Here is an 18,556-nt window from a genome sequence, read left to right as displayed (position 1 = left end):
AAATTTGACATATGCCTGAAGGGTTCTTATTTCAGTCAGCTGTTCAGGTTTTCGTCCTTTGGCCGTTATCATTAGATGGTTATCGTGATAAGCCGAAGCCAGAGGTGCCCATGTCCAACATCAATGTCCAAGTTGCGGAAGTCAATGACGCATTCTTCAATCCATGCCTTGCTGACAACCCATGTGTAAGCAGGTACAATCTCAGAAAAGCAGATTTTGCTAACACAATGATTGACATCTATGAGTTCATGGGCGACTTGAACGCGATGAGTGTCGAACGTGGGTGGGGACGATTCGAAGACATGCTTCAGCTTCAGGCACTGTCTAATGTCCTTTCAAACTTGCTTAACAGCACCATGGCGAAGCATTCGCGGGAACTTGTTGTCAACACCCTTCCAAACGGGCATCCGGATCTTATTCGGACCGGTATCTATCCGAATAATCTAGCGGCGGAAGCCGAAGATGGCGTTGAAATGAAAGCCACCAGAAACACCGGGGCGGCCGTTGATATGCATAGCGCAAGGGAACAGGATCTTTGTACGTTTGTATATCAAGTTGACGAACGACGAGATGATCCTGGTGTGCCAATCACTGAAAGACAGCCCCTTACCTTCACTGGAATCTTCCTCGGACATGTAACCGAAGACGACTACAGGCATAATGAGCGGGGAGAGCGTGGTACACGAACGGCCACGCTCTCCAAGGATGGATTATCTTCCTATAGGCGTAGTTGGGTTTATCTCACCAACGAGCTACGTGGAACGACATGGGCAAGGCGCAGTCTCAATCTTCCAATGCTGTAAGTTTAGGAATCGCCTTGCAGGCAAGGTCGTAGTATTCGGAGTCTCGTTCAATTCCAAGGCTTGAATACCCCAATGATTCAGCAGCGGCCAACGTGGATCCCGAACCGGCAAAAGGATCAAGAACCACGCCTTTTCCTAGGGGCAACGCTCCTCTGACTATTTGCCTCATCAGCTTCTGCGGTTTCAAAGACGGGTGGTTGGCTATGGCCCGCTCTTCCTTGCGGGTCGGAGCCGACTTGATGACATCTCCAAACGGGTGGTCGTCGTCTATGCGTCGCCAGCCACCAGTGCCATATTCAGCAAGATTGCGACCAGTGGTTTCATCCATCGGCTTGCGCATGATTACCCAAGGTTCAAACTGGGAACGAGGCATCACGCTTACCTCCGGATATTCGGACTCGAACCCTTTCGGACGGTCGCCTCCTCTCATGGTCTGAACCAATCGCACAAGCTGTCCTCGCGGTTCCAGTCCCGCAGATTCCAAGGCACTCGCCACAAGATGACTTACAAGTGGATTCGTTGCCACAACAATGTTCGCGCCGGGAACAAGCACGCGCAAAGCCTGCTCTCCAAATCTGCCGAAGAACTCAACTATCTTCTCGCGGTCGGCGTTCGTCAAAGTCGTGAATCGAGGCAGAGGGCTTCTTTTCGCCCCGTCGAAGGAAGGAGGGATTCGCCAGACGCCTCCCCGCCCTTTGCGCAGTTTTGAAACTTGGCTCTTTTTGTACTCAACCAACCCATATGGAGGGTCCGTCACGATGGCATGTATGGACGATTCCTCAAGCGAAGCCATCACCGCGAACGCATCGCCCTGCACGAGAGTCGCCTTGCCGTATTCAAATCTGGACGTCGACTGACGGCTCATGGCATATAAGCCACGTGACACGCGAACGATGCCACTGTCAGGCTTCTTGGCTTGCAAACGCAGCGACGAACGAATGCTGGATGATTCAAACGTTTCACCGAGGGAAACCGTGATCTGGCGCTCTATTTCGGCAACCGTTAGAGGAGTTTCCGATTGCGCCAACACGCCCACAATAGCATCTCGAACCTGACCGGGCTTCTGCACATTTACCTCCCTGATGACGTCTGGACGTCATTATATCACTAAAAAGACGTCATCTGCCTAGTGGTGTGCGATCAGTCGGCTTCGTTTGGTTGAGTCTTAAGTTCGAACGGCAGTCCGTTCTCCCTGACTACGGCTTTCAAAAAGATGGTGACGGCTCCGGTCATGTTCAATCCCAAGGGCTCCAGTACCTTCATGGCCTTATCCTTGAGTTCGGGGTCGAGGCGCATGGTCGTGGTCGGTGTGTTCGCCATGCCGCTCCTCCTTTCCTTGCAAATATCGGATATGTACAGTGTACTTGCAATCTACGCGGCCATACCCCAATACTCCATATATGGCGGCGTGACGCCGTTCCAGTCGCGGGTCACGCCCGGACATGGCTGCGCGTCGACCTGACGGATGATGCTGTCGTTCCTGTCGTCGCGGAACGAGCGCCGCCACAGGAACCACGTCAGATAGCTTTGCAGATGCTTCGTGGATACACCCCTGAACCCGGCGAGGAATCCGGCGAGGTTCGAGTGGAGCGTGTTGATCCGGTTGACGCGATGCGACCTCGCATCCACCCGCTCGAACACGGCACCCAGCATCTCCATCGCTCCGGGGTAGGCGGCGGCCTCGTCCGCCATGACATGAGCGCCACGGCCGATACGCCCGGCAAGCGATTCGATGGCGCGCCGCTTGGAGATGACGCCTCGACCGCTCAACACGGCGAACGCCGTGCCTGAGTCGGCGACGCCCGTCATCACGCATATCTGTTCTCTGGATAGTCCGCGCTTATGCAGGGAGTCGCCACGATGGCGGGCGGGACGCGGCAACACGAACTTCCCCTTCCTGTGGTTGCCTTTGAAGCTCTCGCGCAGATATGTCTCGTCCAACTGGACGGACACGCCCGCGCCGGCCGCGAACTTCGGCAGATACCGTTCGAGACATTTCAGCAGACGGCGGCGCATGAGCCATGCGGTGCGCAACGACACCCCACAACGAGCGGCGCACTCACGCAGCGCGAGACAGTCCACGAAGCACTCCACATACATCATCCACTTGGCGACCGGCAGCTTCGACCGGCCGATCAACGTATCCCGCATCTGGGAGAACGTACGTTTGCAATCCCGGCACTGCCATCGTTGGGAGCCGTTCGGATTGCGGCCCTTCTTCACGATGCCGATGGAACCGCACCGCGGACAAGCCAGAGCGTCGTCGTGGTCGGTGATGGTCTCGTAGGCGTCCTCGTAGACGACCTCACGCAGTTCGCGCACCGCGTTCTCACGCTCGACGGGGTTCATGCCCCTGAGCTGCCTGCGTACTTCGTCGGCGAGCCTCATCGCCATCACCTCCAATACTGTAATCTCAGTGTAGCTACAGTATTGGACATGAAACTACTATGTCAAAGCTGGTTTAACAGAGCCTTGCGTTATGCATGATTGAACTCCTTGACGGATTACTGCTACTCCCCCATTATCCTGTTGCCGATAATGGAACATCTTTCGGTTGAGAACTTTCCCAATTCGATAACAAACCCCAGGGTCCGCAACCTTACGGTCTTATACGACAGCGAATCCGCCGCCACATCAGGTCGGGAAGATTCTTTTTAGGAAGGAAACCCCTTATGGGAAAGAGAAGCATCACCACAAAACGACTCGCCGCTATCTTCGGAGTGGCCGCATTAACCATCATGCCATTGGCCGGGTCGACCGCGTACGCCGATCAAGTGCAGGATGGTGACATCACCATCAGTGCTGGTAGCAAAGGCAGTCTCGACGGGCATACATTCCACTATTTGAAGATCGTCTCCTACAAGGATGTCGCTTATGATGCGGATGGGAATCCAACCGGTTTGGACATGACCGCCGCATTGGCTGGGGATGATGAAACCCGGTTGAAGAACGCGGTCGCCAACGTGGATTCCGCGTATGATGTGAGCGCGCAAAACCAGTACACGCCGGAACAGTGGATCGTGTTGAACTGGCAGGGTCAGAATGATGACAAGTATGGTAACCAGTTGGCTGATGAGACGAAACTGGCTGAATTGGCGGCCCAGTTGGGTGATAGTACGAGTCCTTATTATCTGATCAACGATATGACGCCTGATATTACGGGTTCAGGGGATACGGCGACCGTTCCGGTTGATTATGGGACTGCGGATGATGATAATTATGGTGGCTTGTATCTGATTGTTGATCAGACGGAGACGGATACGGCGCGTAAGTCGAACGCGATGATCGTATCCTCCCCCATTCAGAGGGCCGACGGGAGTGTGGCAACCACGTTCGGTTCGCAAACGTTGGGTCGGGTGAACATCAAGAATCAGATCGTCAACGTGTCTCAGAGTCGAGAAGACAAACTACCGACGGTTGGCGATCGGGTGACGTTCACCAGTACGTTCACTGGCCCGGATTTTAGCAATATCACTAATCCGGTGCTTAAACTGTGGACGAATCCGAGTGAAGGGTTGGATCAGCCGACCGCCGGTGATGTGACCGTCACCGTGGACGGTCAGGATTATCCGGCGGCCGGCAATTGGACGTTGGATTTGCAGTCCGGGAATATTAATGATCGTACCGACAATAAGGATGCGAACTCGTTCAATCTCACATTCGCGAATCCAACGGATTTGGATGGTAAGACCATCATCGTCACGTATACGAGTACGGTGAACGCGAACGCGTTGAACGAAAACAATGATTCCGGTAAGGATGACACGTATGCGAGCACCAGCACGCTGGAATATTCCAATGATCCAGCCGGAACGACCACAGGCAAGCCGTCCGACACGGTGGAAGCTCCGATCGCAGGCATGACCATTCACAAGGTCGCGTTGGGTCATGACGATCAGGATTTGACCGGTGCTCGATTCCAGATCACCGACAGCAATGGGATCGTGTTGAAGTTCAACAAGCAGGATGTTGACGGGTTGACCACGTTCATCGTCAATCAGAACGGTACCGAGGATACGATCGGAGGGGATGATCTCAGTCTGATCGCCGTTGAAGGTTTGGATCGTGGTGACTATACGGTGAAGGAAACTCAAGCGCCGGACACGTATACGCTCGGTCAAGGCGACCAGCAGTTGCAGTTCCGTGTGACCGTTGCGGCGGACGCGTCCACGCATGACCGTCAGACCGTCACGTTGACGCCGGATGCGGGCAGGTTCGCTAAGTATGTGGAAGCTGATACGTCGGATACGACGGGTAAGACGATCATCGTCCGTAACGGTAAAACCATTACGAAACTTCCTGTCACAGGTTTGACGGGTGCTGCGGTGATCGGCGGTATCATCATCCTGTTCGTGTTGGGTGGTACTGCGACCGCGATCGGACGTAAGACCCGTAACCTTAAGTGACCAATCGTCTGCTCATAGTGGACAGGAAACGTCATGCGCGTGGATTCTCTTGGATTCATGTCGTGTCAATCCTGTCCACTGGTTTTGGATACCTGTGTTATCTGACCGCTGTTATTCTGACTGCTTGGCTTGTTTGGAATATCACCAGTACTGAACTGGCTGTCCGATCGTTGGCTGATCAGACGATGCAAGCTCAAGGCGCTTGGCCTCGACGAGAGCAGAAAAGCCAGTTGGCGTTGGCCGAACAGTACAATCAGCGGACCCGCAACCAGAACGAATTGTCTTTCGGCGGCGACGGGTCTAAAGGCGGACGATTGGATTCACAGTATATGAAAGCATTGAACGATGGGGATGGGGTGATCGGCGTGCTGGAAATACCGGCTATCAGCTTCAAACAGCCGATCTACCATACGACTGATGATGATGCGCTCGAATCCGGTGTCGGCCACGTGTATGGTACCGCGTTGCCTACCGGTGATAAGGGTACGCATAGTGCGTTGGCCGCTCACACGGGTAGCGGGGATCGTACTGATTTCACTCGTATCCGTGAACTGCATAAAGGTTCCTTCTTCTACATTACGGTTCTCGGCAAGCAAATGGGGTATAAGGTGGATCGGATTGAAAAGGTAAGCCCGTCCGATTTCAAAGCGGTGACCGACACTGATCCGAACCAGACCCGAGTGACGTTGGTGACGTGTGATCCGCCGTTGTTAAACACGGAACGGTTGCTGGTTTCCGGAGTGCGGGAAAGCATTCCCGATCCGATCCCGGAACCGGATACGCAGAAGGATGTTCCCCTGTTGGTGAGCGTGATCGTCATAGGTTTTATCGTCGTGTCGCTGATCCCGTTGATCATATGGATCATGGTGCATCGGGTTCATGGCCGGCATAAGAAAGGGTGACGTTTTCTCATGTTGTCTTCTCATGTCCGAACGTTGATCGCCGTGAGTGTGATTGTGCCATTGTTCACGGTGACTGCTTCTCCGGCTTTGGCGGATGACATGCCGGGACCGGTGGTGACTGTTACGGATGAGTCGCCGAGCGTATTGCAAGTGGGTGAATCGCATTCGTTAGAAGTGAAGACCCGGTTCCCAATGAGCGATCAGACGCATCGTTACATAGTGGGGTTGGCTGATGACTCCTCCCCCGCATATACGGTGAAGACGCCGACTTGCGCGAGCGGGGAGCATATCAGTGGCGTAGTGTCCGGCATGCAATGCTCGTATACGATTCCGGCTGGCATGGCAGTGGAGTTGGAGCAGTCTTTCCCGGTTCAAGCTCAGGATACGGGAGTGTTGACAGTTGACGTGCAGCCGAAGATCATCGTGACGGAAGACAATCAGCTCGTACAGTCGGCGACTATCGGCGGGTTGACTGTTGAAGGTGTCCCCTACGCTGATCTGACCCTTGATAATCGGAATCAGAAGGGTGTCGAACAGGTTCTTGACTGGAACGCGGATCATGATCTGACCGGATATTTGACGATCAGTCCGAAACCGTTACGGCAGGAGAATCGGACGGATACGATAGGGGCGCTCGCGCAAGGCTTGTGGACGGTCAAACTGGACGTGCATCATCTCCCCAAGGATACGGTGTGGACTTTCGACGGGGACAAGCTCACTGTTGACGATCAAGGCATGCTCACTCTCACCGGGAAACAAGGCGAACAGCGGGTGGATTATCGTATCCCCGCACATGATGTCGCGGACATGCAGGAGCAGGAGACCCGTTCATGGGATGTGCGCATGATCCCTGACAAGACCTCGTTCAGTGTGAAAGACAAGAATGATCATGACGTGTTGAACATGGGTGTTGGAGGAGAACCCGGTTGGAATACCGACCGGGATGACACTACGGAGGATGATCAGCTTGGTTCCGAAGCCGGATACCCGTATGTGAATAATGATTGGAGTCGAATCATCGTCCACCGTCAAGGAGAAAACACACTCCAAGAGGAGTCGGAGGAGCCGCAAGTCGAATCCACATTGACGATCAGCCGGCCAACCATCCGGCAGAACGCCACCTATTTCGATCTGACCGATCCGGCAATGGATAAGATGAATACGATCACCCATGTGAACGGTGACGATCAACTGGCGGCAGGCACCCCGTTCACGGTGGAATTCAACGCTTCCCCAGCCAATCAGCCGACGTTGAAACTTCCAGTCGGATTAGTGGCTTTAACGGAGTATTCTAACGATATCGAATGGAGTGTGGACGGGAAAACATGGGCTGATGGCACACCCTCTGATACGGAATCGAACGCCATCCAGTTCATTCGGCCGAAAACCGACGCCAAACCGCCATTGACGATACCCATGAAAGTCAGCACTGATCTAACCGCCGATCAGAAAGCCACGTTCACGTTGACCGCGAAAGACAAAACCATTCCCGAATACGTGAACCTGCTCACCGTCAAACCAGTCGAACAGTCTTTCCACGTTCAAACCGACACCACAACAGTCACCTCCGGAGGTCAAATCTCAGTCACGGCAAACATGAGCCTAAGAAACGTTCAACATTTGACTTCGATCAATCCGACGATCACCGTCAACCATCCGGAACACATGACACTCGACAACAAGTCGACCGACGACTGGACTACCGGCGTTCAGAATGACACGATCAGTTTCACCCTCAAAAACCCCAACACAACCCAAATCAACCTAACCGGAACCATCACATTCCCCACATTGAGCCTGACCATCAAAACCGACAAAACCCTCAGCAACCCCACCACCCTCACCTTCAACCAACAAACACAACTCAACAATCAAACCCTCTCCCCCACAAGCCAAAACATCACCATCACCCCCACACCCATCCCCACACGGAAACAAGCCGTCAAACAGAAAACCCGTAGCCTCGCCCCCCAATCCGACGACACCACGCCAGCCATTAGAGGCGCAATCGCCTACTTCACAGCAAAAGGAGCCGATGATGCGGTAAAAATCCTCACCGACTCGACCTACACCATGTACTTGGATTCAATCCACGACGGTTTCAAAGGCGATGCGGCAACCATTAAAAACATGATCGATTCCGTCAAACAAATCAAAATCGGCAACGGAATCCGTCAAGCTCGAGGCTTGGAACCATATAAGATCACCGACACGTTGATGGCTCAGGCAATCGCCGACACCGATTACTCCAATAATGTGGAAGACCAATCAGGCCAATACAATTCAAGCGAAAACGTAGCTTGGGGTTGGGGTTTGGAACCTTATTCGATCGGCAGTGGCGCAGACAATCCGTACACCGGCTGGTATGACGATGAAAAGAAAAACTATGATCGGGATATGGAAGACGGCAAACTCGACGGCAAGGATGCGAACGGGAATCCGTCCGGCAAATGGGGTCATTATCGGACGCTCATCTACGAGGAATGGAATACGACTACCGGTTACGGGATCAGTCAAAACCAGACGTTGCAGTATGGCAATGGGTCAACCCAATGCCAAGTGTTCAACGATGACGGAGACTCGTATACGGACATCAATTACACGGTGCAGTACACCACCGGTCGAATCATGGACGCGGACGAATATCTGACTGATCTGACCGAATATGAGAAGACGCTGCCACCGGAGGAAGCGTTGATCCAAACAGATGTGAATCTCCCTGAAACCGGCGAATACGGTTTAGCGATGGTCGGAGGTCTGATCCTGTTGATTGTTGTTGCAGGAGGAAGGAAGATTTGGAAACTGATCTGTTTGGCTCGATCGCTCCAAACGAAATAGGGGAATCCCACCGAAGTGGGGATTCCCCTATCGGATCAGCTGCCTGTCACTTGCTGCTGATGGTCCAGCCGTTCGCGTGCTTTGCGGTCTTGACCTTGGTCAACACGCAGCCGGCGCCGGCGACGGCGAGGATGCCGGTCAGGGTGAGGATCATGCTCGCGTCCGCGCCCGTGTTGGACAGGTAGGCGTTCGAAGCCGCACCGTTGGCCTTGGAGCCGTTCGCATTGGTCGTGCCGGTCTTGCCGCTGTTTGCGGCCGACTGGCTGGAGCCGGTCGTGGTGTTGCTGCCGGTGGTGACGTTGGCGCCCGTACCAGCCTGCTGGCCGGTGATACCAGTCTGCTTCTTGGCTTCTGCTTCGGCCTGCTTGCGGGCCTCCTCGGCCTTCCGGGCGTCTTCCGCCTTGACCTTGGCCTCCTGTTCCGCCTTCACCTTTTCGGCTTCCGCCTTGCGGGCGGCTTCGGCGGCGGCCTTCTTTTCGGCTTCGGTCTTCGCCAGCTGTTCGGCTTCCGCCTTCCTGGCGGCTTCTTCGGCCTTGCGTTTGGCTTCCGCCTCGGCCTTGGCCTGTTCGGCTGCAGCCTTCTTGGCTGCTTCCTCGGCCTGCTTGCGGGCGGCTTCGGCCTTGGCCTTCGCTTCCGCTTCAGCCTTCTTCTTGGCTTCTTCGGCCTGCTTCTTGGCCTCGGCTTCGGCCTTCTCCTTTTCGGCCTGAGCCTTCTTCGCGGCTTCCTCGGCCTTCTTGCGGGCCTCCTCTTCCGCCTTCTTCTTTTCCTCCTCGGCCTTCTTCTTAGCGGCTTCGGCTTCAGCCTTCTTCCTGGCTTCCTCTTCGGCCTGCTTCTTGGCTTCGGCTTCGGCCTTCTTCGCCGCGTCCAGCTCCTTGTCGGATGCCTGCTTGTCGGCCAACGCCGTGTCATACTCCTGCTTCGCCTGCGCATACTTGGCGTCCGCATCCTGCTTGGCCTGATCGGCCTCGTCGAGCCTGGCCTTCGCGTCCGCGAGCTTGGCTTCAGCCTGCTTCAACGTCTGACCGGCGGATTCCAAACGGGTGATCTCAGCCTGCGCCTGCTGGATCTGCTGTTCGGCGTCACGCTTCGACTGGTCGGCCTGATCGATCTTCGCCTGAGCCTGAGCCTGCTGGGCTTCGGCCTGACGGATCGCCGCGTTCGCCGCGTCAACCTTCGCTTCCGCTTCAGCCTTGGCCTGCAACGCGGTCTTCACCTGCTGTTCGTATACGCTCTTCGACGCTTGAGCCGACTGCATGGCCTGAACCGCCTGCGCCTTCACGGTTTCGGCCGCAGTCTTCCGCGCTTCCGCCTCCTGCTTCGTCTGCTCGGCCTGAGCCTTCATGGTCTGCGCGGCTTCCAGATCCTTCCGCGCCGTAGCCTTGTCGGCTTCCGCCTGCGCGACCTTCGCTTCCGCGTCGGTCTTCGACTGCTTCGCCTGCTCGCCCCGGGCTTTCACCGCATCCAGATTGGCCTGCGCTTCCGCCACCTTGGATTTGGCGTCGGTCACCGACTGTTCGGCCTGAGCCTGCGCGCTCTTCGCCTGCTCCACCTGCGTCTGGGCGGTCTTGGTCGCCGACTGCGCCTGCGCGTACGCCTGCGCCTTCGCCGACTGCTCCTGCTTCGCCGCTTCCAACGCGTGCGCCTTGTCCTGCTGGGCCTTCACGGCCTGATCATACGCGGCCTGAGCCTCCGTCAACGCCTGCCGCTTCGCCTCAGCCTCCTCGGCCTTCAGACGAGCCGTCTCGGCGGCCTTCACGGCCGCCTGATGCGCCGTCTCCAACGTCCTGGAAGCATCGGTCACGGCCTGAGCCGCAGATTGCAGTTTCGCCAACGCCTGCTGATAGACGGTCGGGGCGGCGGACAGGGAGTTCTTGTAGGATTCCAGATCCTTCAAATACTCATCCGCATCAAGCACACGACCGGGTAGGTAGGACTGGCCTTCGGATCCGCCATATTCGCCCGGTTCAATCGAGTTGAATATCTGACCGTGCGCGGTTCCGTCTCCGTATCCGAGGATCTGGTTCTGGCTCACCGCGAAACCGGTCGTGTCGTACAACCCGTCGTTGTTGATGATGTTCTTGTAGTGCCCGTAGGCGCACACCTTCTGTCCGTTGGAGGACTGGCCGTTGCCGAGGATGCCGTCGCTCATGTCCGCGTCGTAGCATTTCTTCTCATTGTCATACCAGCCGGTGAACGGGCTATCTGATTTTGCGCCGATCTTGTATTCCTCGTCGCCCCAACCCCATGCAAGGTTCTCTCCGGACTCGAACTGGTCGGCGTGTCCTTCGTAACCGTTCGCATAGTCCACGTCGGCCATGGCCTGCGCCATCAACGTGTCCGACACCTTCAAGGTAGGCAGTCCGAGACTGGTACGAATGTAGTTGAACTCCTGAATGTGCTTCAACGCGAGGATCATGTTGTCGATCGTGGTCGCGTCTCCCTTGACCCCGTTGTGGATCGCATCCAAGTATTTCGTGTACGTGGGGTCGGTGAGGATCTTGGCCGCGTCGACCGCGCCACGATCGGTGAAGTAGGCGACGGCTCCCTGATCGAGTTTCTTCTGCGATTCGTCCGCCGCTGCCTTTTTCGCGTCCGCATCTGTCTGGGCCTGCTGTGCCGTCTGCTCCTTCGCGGTCTTGTCGTCCGAAGCGGCCTGTTCGGCCTGTTCGGCCTGCTGCTTGGCCTTGTCGGCCTGATCCTGCGCCGCCTGCGCGTCGCTCATGGCCTGCTTCGCCGCTTCCAACTGGTTGGCGAGATCGGCTAGACCGCCGTCATCCTTGGACAGGTCGTTGACTTTCTTGTCGGCCTGTTCCTTCTCCGTTTTCGCCGTGGCTTCCGCCTGCTGCGCCCCGGCGAGGGTCTGCTGGGCCTGATCGACCTGCCGGTCAGCCTGCTGCTTGGCCTGTTCGGTCTGAGCCTGAGCCTGCTTGGCGTCGTCGACCTTCTGACCGGCCGTCTGCTGATCCTGCTGGTTCTGTTCGATCGTCTCCTGGGCCTTGTCCACGTCGGTCTGAGCCTGCTGCTTGGCCTGTTCCGCCTTATCAATATTCGACTGGGCGGTCTGAGCGGCCGTATCCGCCTGATCAACCTGCGCCTGCGCGGTGTCCGCGTCCGACTGAGCCTTGTCGGCCTGAGCCTGAGCCTGCTGAGCCTGCTGGCTGGTCGTGTCAACCTGTGTCTGCGCGTGATCGGCCTGAGCCTGAGCCGCGTCAGCCTGCGACTGCGCCTGAGCCGCCTGCTGGCCTGCCTGATCGGCCTGAGCCTGCGCCTGCTGCTTCGCCTGTTCGGCCTGAGCCGTCTGCTGGTTCGCGTCCACGACGGCCTGAGCCGCCTGCTGGATCGCCTGCTGCGACTGGCTGATATTCGCCTGAGCCTTCTCGATGTTCTCCTGCGCGCTGGCCGCATCCTCAACGGCCTGCAAATGCTCCGCGTCCGCCTGATCGTACGCGTTTTGTGCCGACTGGGCTGCAGCATCCGCCGCATTCTTCCCATTGGCCGCTTCGGTCAGCTTCTCCTGCGCCGCATCCAATGCGGCCGCCGCCGCATCAGCCTTCGCCTGCGCTTCCGGCACACCGGTCGGCTTGGCCTGCTCGACCGTCGTCTTCGCCTGAGCGACAGCCTCACCGGCCTGAGCGACGGCCTGATTCGCATCATCGACCGGAGTGGTCACGGTCTCATCAGCCATCGCAGCCTGCGGGGCCGCAAGAGTGGCGATCGTCGCAGTCGTCGCGACGATGCTCAGAGTGGTCTTCTTGTTCATGTTTTCCTTTTCTCCTTGTGTGTTGTTGGCATTATATTCCCCCGTTTTGTTTTTGTTGGCGTTGTTGTTCGCCTGTTGGAGTGTTTGGGGGTGACACCAATCTTTTATGTGGACGCTCACACTATAACACACATGTTGGAGTCCAGGAAATCCCGACCGCCTCAAAATTTAACCCAACGTCGCCTCAGTCCTTCCAGACACGGCAAAACACTGTGGCTCATCAAAACCAATCCACGGCGCATTATGATGCTCCAACGTATTCAAAGTCAGATCCTTGCCGATCAGCAAACGACCATTGGTCGTAGCCTGAGTACCCAGCTCGCCTCGAGGAATCAGAATGCTACCGGGAAACTGGACCAGACCATTATTGCTTCCAGCTCCACGAAGCTTAGTCCCCGTATCCAGATCCATTTTCCCTGCATCAGACGCGCCTGTGATCATGAGCTTCGAAACGTTCGCATAATTCCACATGATTCGGCTGGCTATTGAACGGTATCGACTCCACGACTGGCCGAAATCGTTGATGTACGTGGAATAGTTGACTCCATTGACCCAGATTCTCCAACCGGGAATCCACGTGACATCCGATTTGCCTGTCACGTTGATGATGATCGGTTGCCCGTCTGGAATGTTCTCGAAATCGAGACTCCAAGAGCCGTTTGTTTTCAAGGAGGCTGCAGCGGATTCGGCTTTGGTCAGGTCAACGGTGAACACTTGTTTGTTTTGTTGTCCGTCGCCGGTGAAGACGATTTTCCCTTCGTTTTCGATGTTGAGTCCACCGTTTCCGTCCGGCTGGTAATTCGTATATGGGTTGATACCGATGTCCCGATGGGAATAGTCGGTCACGTCGGGCGCTTTCGTATAGGAGACGGTTCCCGTGTTCTTTAATGCTGCCAGTTTGTCGCTGAGGGGAATGAGTGTTTTTCTCGTGTAATCGTTGAAGTCGATGATGTCGTTGTTGCCTGTCGTATCGACCTTCAACGCTGCGGTTTTTCCGAGATTGGTTTTGATGGTCGCGTTCTGCTGATCCGGATACGGGTAGGTGTTGACGAGTCGGTCGGAGGCACCGGTTTTTTGCAAATTCTCTTGAGTAGTGATGAACATTTGACTGCCGTTGTTGGCGGGCGCATGATACGCGCCTCCGATTCGAGTGTTGCCACCAACTCCGGTGATGTTCGTATTGTTGTCGTATACGTCGCCTCCAACGTTGACCATATCCGCGTTGGCTGGTGGTTGGAAACCCATGCCCCACATGACTTTTCCAGCGAGGAATGTCCAATGGTTGAAAGTGGCGACTTCCATGTTGCCGTCGACAACGACGCTTCCCTCGTTTTCCCAAAGCTGTTGCCAGTGTAGGTTGCCGCCAACGTAAACGCTGGTGCTGGGATCGGGTATGTCGTTTATGCCTTGGACGATGCACCCGTTGCTTGTTTCAGCTAATGCTTCGGGGGGGGGTGAGCGTTAATGCGCCTAAACTGACCACTAGAGCTGTCAGCATGCTTAGGGTTTTTCTTCTACTGTTTATCATGGTTTTACTCCGATCCGGAAAGGAATGATCCCGCTACAAGCATTAATCTAAACGCGAGCAACGGGATCAGACCGGCTGATTTGAGAAAACCGAATCCGATTAAACAAGCGTCGCGCTTGTCTTCCCGGAAACAGTGAAACACTGTGGTTCGTCGAAACCGATCCAAGGCGCGTTGTGATGTTCCCAAATGTCGAATATCAGATCCTTGCCGATCAACAGTCTTCCGTTCGTATCTGCAATATCAGTGAGACTTCCGTTCGGCAGCAGGATCGTACCTGGGAAAAGTACGCCGTTGCTGTTCACGTTTTTCTGGATTTGAGCGTTCGGTTTGTAGTCGCGGTATTCGTAGGCTGGTGCGCCGGAGAGTTTCAGGTCGGTGACGGTGGGGAAATTCCAGAGGATTCGGCTGGCGATCGACCGGTAGTTTGAGAGAGAATCCCCGGTCGCGTTAACCCATGTGGAATAGTTAAAGCCGTTGACCCAGACGCGCCATCCGGGGATCCAGTCGATACTGTTTTTCCCGGTGACGTTAACGACTATTGCTTGACCGTCTGGAATGTTACGGAAATCCAAGCTCCAGGCTTTGTTCGTGGCGAGTTTGCTGGCTTGAGTGGTGAGATCATTGGCGTTCAACTGGAAGATTTGCCGGTGTTGCTGCCCGTCTCCCGTGAAGATGATTCGACCTTCGTCTTTGATGCTGACTCGAGTGCCATCGTTGATGTTCGCTTCGACTCGATGTCCTAGGTTTAAAGCGTCCGGGGCTTTTTCGAAGGATGTTGTTCCGGTGGCGGCCATTGCATTCAGACTGGACGATAATGGTTTCAACGTTTTCGTCAGATAATCGTTGTAATCCATGTCGAGCGTACCGTCACCATCCGAATCGGTTTTCAACGCGTTGGCTTTGCCGAGCTGATCCAATATTTTAGCGTTCTTCTGATCCGGATACGGATAGTAGCCCGTGTAGTTGGCTCCACGCCCGTCTTCTTTAAGATTCTGCACGGTGGTGATGCGCAGTCGTTTGGCTTTACCCCCGATGCGACTGTTACCACCAACATAGGTGGGGAAGTTGGTGGAATTGTATGCGGTGCCGCCTACGGCCAGCATAGTGGCGTTAGCCGGTGGATAGAAGCCCATACCCCACATGACTTTTCCTGCGATCGACCCGTTCTCATGTCGGTCGGTGATGCGTTGGTCGTAGAGGTTTCCGTCTACGATGACGGATCCTTCGGATTCGAACGAGTTTCCGGTGATGGTGAAATTCCGTCCCACGTAGATACTGATCGCTGGGTCTTCGATCTGTTGGAATCCTTTGACGATGCACCCGTTCCCATTATCCGCTAACGCCACGGGGGGGGGGTGATCGTTGTGGCGATGAGCAGAGCGCAGATGCTCATGCTGATCAGTGGCTTCTTGTTGGCGAACATGCGAATCTCCGATCGACGTTTTTTATGCTTTGATCTGAGCATAAGCCGATCGGAGATCACTGGATGCCGCGAATCAACAAACTAGCTGAGAGTCGCGGTCGTCGTCCCCTTGACAGAGAAGCATTGCGGCGTGTCCGGCAGGCCGATCCATGGAGCGTTATGGTGTTCCCAAATGTTGAATCTCAGATTCTTGCCGATGAGTAGCCTGCCGTTGGTGTCGGCTAGATCGTACATGCTGCCGTTTGGTAGGAGAATACTGCCGGGGAACATGACCGCCATGGAATGATGCGCGTCGGTGAAATCACGCCAAGACCCGGTGTATGAGTCGAAATATGCGAGATCCAGTGTTAACTGAGTGGCGTCCGGATAATTCCAGAGGAGACGACTGGCGATGTCTTTGAACGCGGCGTTTTTCGGACTGGTACCGACTCCGGTGGAATAGTCCTTCCCATTCACCCAAACCCGCCAACCGGTGTTCCACGTGTAGTCGGTTTTCCCAGTGGCGTTGACGATGATGGCTTGACTGTCAGGAATGTTACGGAAGTCCAATGACCAGCCGTTGACTTTCAATCTGGTTTTGGCCGTATCCAACTGGTTGAGGTCAAGGTTGAACACTTGACGATGGTTCTGTCCGTCACCGGTGAACACGATACGTCCCTCGTTGGCGATGCTGACTTTTTGCACTCCGGTAATGGATTCGAAGCTGGGATCGTCGGGCGCTTTCTCGTAGGTGATGGTTCCGGTTTTCGCGAGGTTGCGGAGGCGTGTGGATAATGGTTTCAATGTTTTGTTGACGTGATCGTTGAAATCGGATTCGAGAACCCCGTCGCCGTCCGCGTCGACTTTCAACGCGTTTGTTTTGCCTAGGTTGGTGAGGATTTTCGCGTTTTTCTGATCCGGGTACACGTATCCTTGCGTGTACTTTTGGATTGATGCTTCGTTGGAACCTTGGCCGATTTTGTTGAAATAGCTGCGGAAGTTCTTCTCGGATGCGATGAACAGTTTGTTGACGCTCGTATCCGATCCGCCGATACGCGTGTTACCTCCGACAAACGCGTAACTGTCCGCCGACGTGGGACTGCCCGAATGCACTTGCAGATTGCCGCCTACAGCCATCATGGTCGCATTGGCTGGTGGCAGGTATCCTAATCCCCATAGTACTTTTCCGGCGATGCTGTGAGCCGCGTCGATCACATTCCCTGCTATGACGAATGAGCCTTCCGACTCGTAGAATCGTTCATAGGTGAGATTACCGCCCACATAGACGCTGACCGCCGGGTCTTCGACGGAGTTGACCCGGTTGATGATGCACCCGTTTCCGGTGTCAGCTAACGCGCTGGGGGGGGGTGATGGTTAACGCGGTTATAGCGGCCAATGCGGCCAGTTTTCTTTTGGTTGATGCTGTGATCATAGGTCGGCTCCTCATTTGGGATAATGCTCGTACTCTTTTAGGATACGAACCTGTTTCCGAATGAGGAGCATCGACCGGTAAATCAGAGTAGTGACGCTTTGGTGTTGCCTTGCAAGGCGAAGCATTGCGGTTCGTCGAATCCGGTCCAAGCGATGTTGTGATGCTCCCAAACGTTCAACGTCAGGTTCTTGCCGATGAGGAGACGACCGTTGGTGTCCGCCACATCATAAAGGTCTCCTCGAGGAATGAGAATACTGCCGGGGAAAAGAACCGCATTGCTGATTTTTGAATTACCGTTCATATACACTCCTGTAGTGGCACCTTTCACGGCATCGAGGTGAGCCGCCGCGAGATTCAGTCTGGTCAGGTGCGGGAAATTCCACATGAGCCGACTGGCGATGTCCTTGAACCGGCTGAGGGCCACACCATTGTCATTCACCTTCGACGTGTGATCCACCTTGTTCACCCAGACACGCCAACCGGGATTCCACTTGTAGTCCGTTTCCCCTTCGACGTTCACTACGATCGCCTGACCGTCGGGAATGTTCCGGAAATCCAACGACCATTGCAGGTTCTTCAATTTGGCTTGAGCCGCGTCCAGCTTGTTCAAATCCAAACGGAAGACCTGCACGTGTTTTTTACCATCGCCGGTGAATACGATGCGTCCTTCTTTGGTGATGGTGAGCCATTGACTGTCTTTGATGGATTCGAACCCGTAGTTCAGAACGTCGGATGCTTTCTCGAAGGTGATTGATCCGGTCGAGGACATGGAGTTCAATCTGTCGGACAAGGGGATAAGGCTTTTGATGACATGGTTGTTGAAGTCGGATTCCAATGTTCCGTCCCCGTCCATGTCTACTTTCAACGCATTGGTTTTCCCGAGCTTCTGGAGAATCTTTGCGTTTTTCTGTTCCGGATACGCGTATCGCATATAGGATTCCAGATACGTCATGTTGCCCGATTTGGCGTTTGGATCGATTCCTCGGCTTTGAAGATGAGCTTTAAGCGTCCCCTCGGTGGCGATGAACATTTTGTTCGATACGGTGCCGCCCGCCCGAATGTTTCCGCTTGTCCATGCGGAATCCTGAGTGGCGATGTTTCCTCCGACGGCCATCATGGTCGCGTTGGCCGGTGGATTGTAATCCATCCCCCACATGACTTTGCCCGCCATTGCGCTTCTGGCTCCGGTCACGTTCCCCTCGACCACCATTGAACCTTCCGACTCTACGAAACCTTGTATGGTGAGGTTGCCTCCGGTGTAAATACTGACTGCGGGATCTTCAGTGGCATGGACGGACGTGGTTATGCACCCTGTTCCATTAGTCCCGGCATACGCGGGGGGGGGGTGATGGTTAATGGCGGATTCTAGTGGTGGTTGCAACACCCGTGTTGCTGGTTAATTTGGTTGTGTGATCGTATCATGCCTCGTTGATCAGGTCGAGGATGGCTTCGGATGGTTTCCTGAATCCGAGGGTCTTCCTCGG

At 55.1% G+C, this 18,556-nt stretch carries 12 protein-coding genes; 4 read left to right on the top strand and 8 right to left on the bottom strand.

Going from position 1 to position 18,556, the window contains the following annotated elements; translation table 11 throughout:
• Positions 1-110 precede the first annotated feature (110 nt).
• Complete coding sequence (locus JS541_RS12010; RefSeq protein ID WP_214374744.1) at positions 111-803, top strand: hypothetical protein; 693 nt, start codon at positions 111-113, stop codon at positions 801-803.
• Here the strand turns inward: JS541_RS12010 and JS541_RS12005 are convergent.
• The 3 genes from JS541_RS12005 to JS541_RS11995 form a co-directional block, all read right to left on the bottom strand.
• Positions 784-1,872, bottom strand: a complete 1,089-nt coding sequence (locus tag JS541_RS12005; RefSeq protein WP_214374743.1) for a DNA methyltransferase — start codon at positions 1,870-1,872, stop codon at positions 784-786. The genes JS541_RS12010 and JS541_RS12005 overlap by 20 nt on opposite strands.
• Positions 1,873-1,943: 71 nt before the next feature.
• The gene (locus JS541_RS12000; protein ID WP_214374742.1) at positions 1,944-2,123 is read right to left on the bottom strand and encodes a type II toxin-antitoxin system RelB/DinJ family antitoxin; all 180 of its coding nucleotides are present in this window, start codon (positions 2,121-2,123) and stop codon (positions 1,944-1,946) included.
• Positions 2,124-2,174: 51 nt separating this feature from the next.
• Positions 2,175-3,197, bottom strand: a complete 1,023-nt coding sequence (locus JS541_RS11995) for an IS1595 family transposase (protein WP_240539353.1) — start codon at positions 3,195-3,197, stop codon at positions 2,175-2,177.
• A gap of 278 nt (positions 3,198-3,475) precedes the next feature.
• Here JS541_RS11995 and JS541_RS11990 point away from each other — a divergent pair, with 278 nt between their 5' ends.
• From JS541_RS11990 to JS541_RS11980, 3 genes are read left to right on the top strand one after another with little or no spacing between them, the layout of a single operon-like run.
• On the top strand, positions 3,476-5,209 hold the full coding sequence (locus JS541_RS11990) for a SpaA isopeptide-forming pilin-related protein (protein ID WP_214374741.1): 1,734 nt from the start codon (positions 3,476-3,478) through the stop codon (positions 5,207-5,209).
• Positions 5,206-6,111 carry a class C sortase gene (locus JS541_RS11985; RefSeq protein WP_214374740.1) on the top strand — a complete coding sequence of 302 codons (906 nt, stop codon included), beginning with the start codon at positions 5,206-5,208 and terminating at the stop codon, positions 6,109-6,111. Before JS541_RS11990 ends, JS541_RS11985 begins: the two co-directional genes overlap by 4 nt.
• Positions 6,112-6,153: 42 nt before the next feature.
• Positions 6,154-8,949, top strand: a complete 2,796-nt coding sequence (locus JS541_RS11980) for a hypothetical protein (protein ID WP_214374739.1) — start codon at positions 6,154-6,156, stop codon at positions 8,947-8,949.
• A gap of 46 nt (positions 8,950-8,995) precedes the next feature.
• Here JS541_RS11980 and JS541_RS11975 read toward each other — a convergent pair whose 3' ends face one another.
• From JS541_RS11975 to JS541_RS11955, 5 genes are all read right to left on the bottom strand, one after another.
• Positions 8,996-12,709, bottom strand: coding sequence for a CAP domain-containing protein (locus JS541_RS11975; RefSeq protein ID WP_214374738.1), 3,714 nt, complete (start codon positions 12,707-12,709; stop codon positions 8,996-8,998).
• A 168-nt stretch (positions 12,710-12,877) separates the two neighbouring features.
• The gene (locus JS541_RS11970) at positions 12,878-14,104 is read right to left on the bottom strand and encodes a choice-of-anchor A family protein (protein WP_346428313.1); all 1,227 of its coding nucleotides are present in this window, start codon (positions 14,102-14,104) and stop codon (positions 12,878-12,880) included.
• A 232-nt stretch (positions 14,105-14,336) separates the two neighbouring features.
• Positions 14,337-15,584: a choice-of-anchor A family protein gene (locus JS541_RS11965; RefSeq protein WP_214374736.1), complete on the bottom strand. Its 1,248-nt coding sequence runs from the start codon at positions 15,582-15,584 to the stop codon at positions 14,337-14,339.
• 158 nt (positions 15,585-15,742) lie between these two features.
• A complete protein-coding gene (locus JS541_RS11960) occupies positions 15,743-16,921 on the bottom strand; it encodes a choice-of-anchor A family protein (protein WP_214374735.1) in 1,179 nt (392 codons plus the stop codon).
• A gap of 233 nt (positions 16,922-17,154) precedes the next feature.
• Entirely contained in the window at positions 17,155-18,456 is a 1,302-nt protein-coding gene (locus JS541_RS11955; protein ID WP_214374734.1) for a choice-of-anchor A family protein, read from the bottom strand.
• Positions 18,457-18,556: the final 100 nt, after the last annotated feature.

Source organism: Bifidobacterium sp. SO1, from assembly GCF_018555335.1.
GTDB classification, from domain to species: domain Bacteria; phylum Actinomycetota; class Actinomycetes; order Actinomycetales; family Bifidobacteriaceae; genus Bifidobacterium; species Bifidobacterium simiiventris.
Note: the sequence above shows the minus strand (reverse complement) of the source record. Positions and strands in the feature narration are given on the sequence as shown.

Excerpts from the sequence above, each read along its gene's own strand:
- JS541_RS12010 (WP_214374744.1), top strand. The coding sequence starts at position 111 with ATGTCCAACATCAATGTCCAAGTTGCGGAAGTCAATGACGCATTCTTC.
- JS541_RS12000 (WP_214374742.1), bottom strand. The coding sequence starts at position 2,123 with ATGGCGAACACACCGACCACGACCATGCGCCTCGACCCCGAACTCAAG.
- JS541_RS11995 (WP_240539353.1), bottom strand. The coding sequence starts at position 3,197 with ATGGCGATGAGGCTCGCCGACGAAGTACGCAGGCAGCTCAGGGGCATG.
- JS541_RS11990 (WP_214374741.1), top strand. The coding sequence starts at position 3,476 with ATGGGAAAGAGAAGCATCACCACAAAACGACTCGCCGCTATCTTCGGA.
- JS541_RS11975 (WP_214374738.1), bottom strand. The coding sequence starts at position 12,709 with ATGAACAAGAAGACCACTCTGAGCATCGTCGCGACGACTGCGACGATC.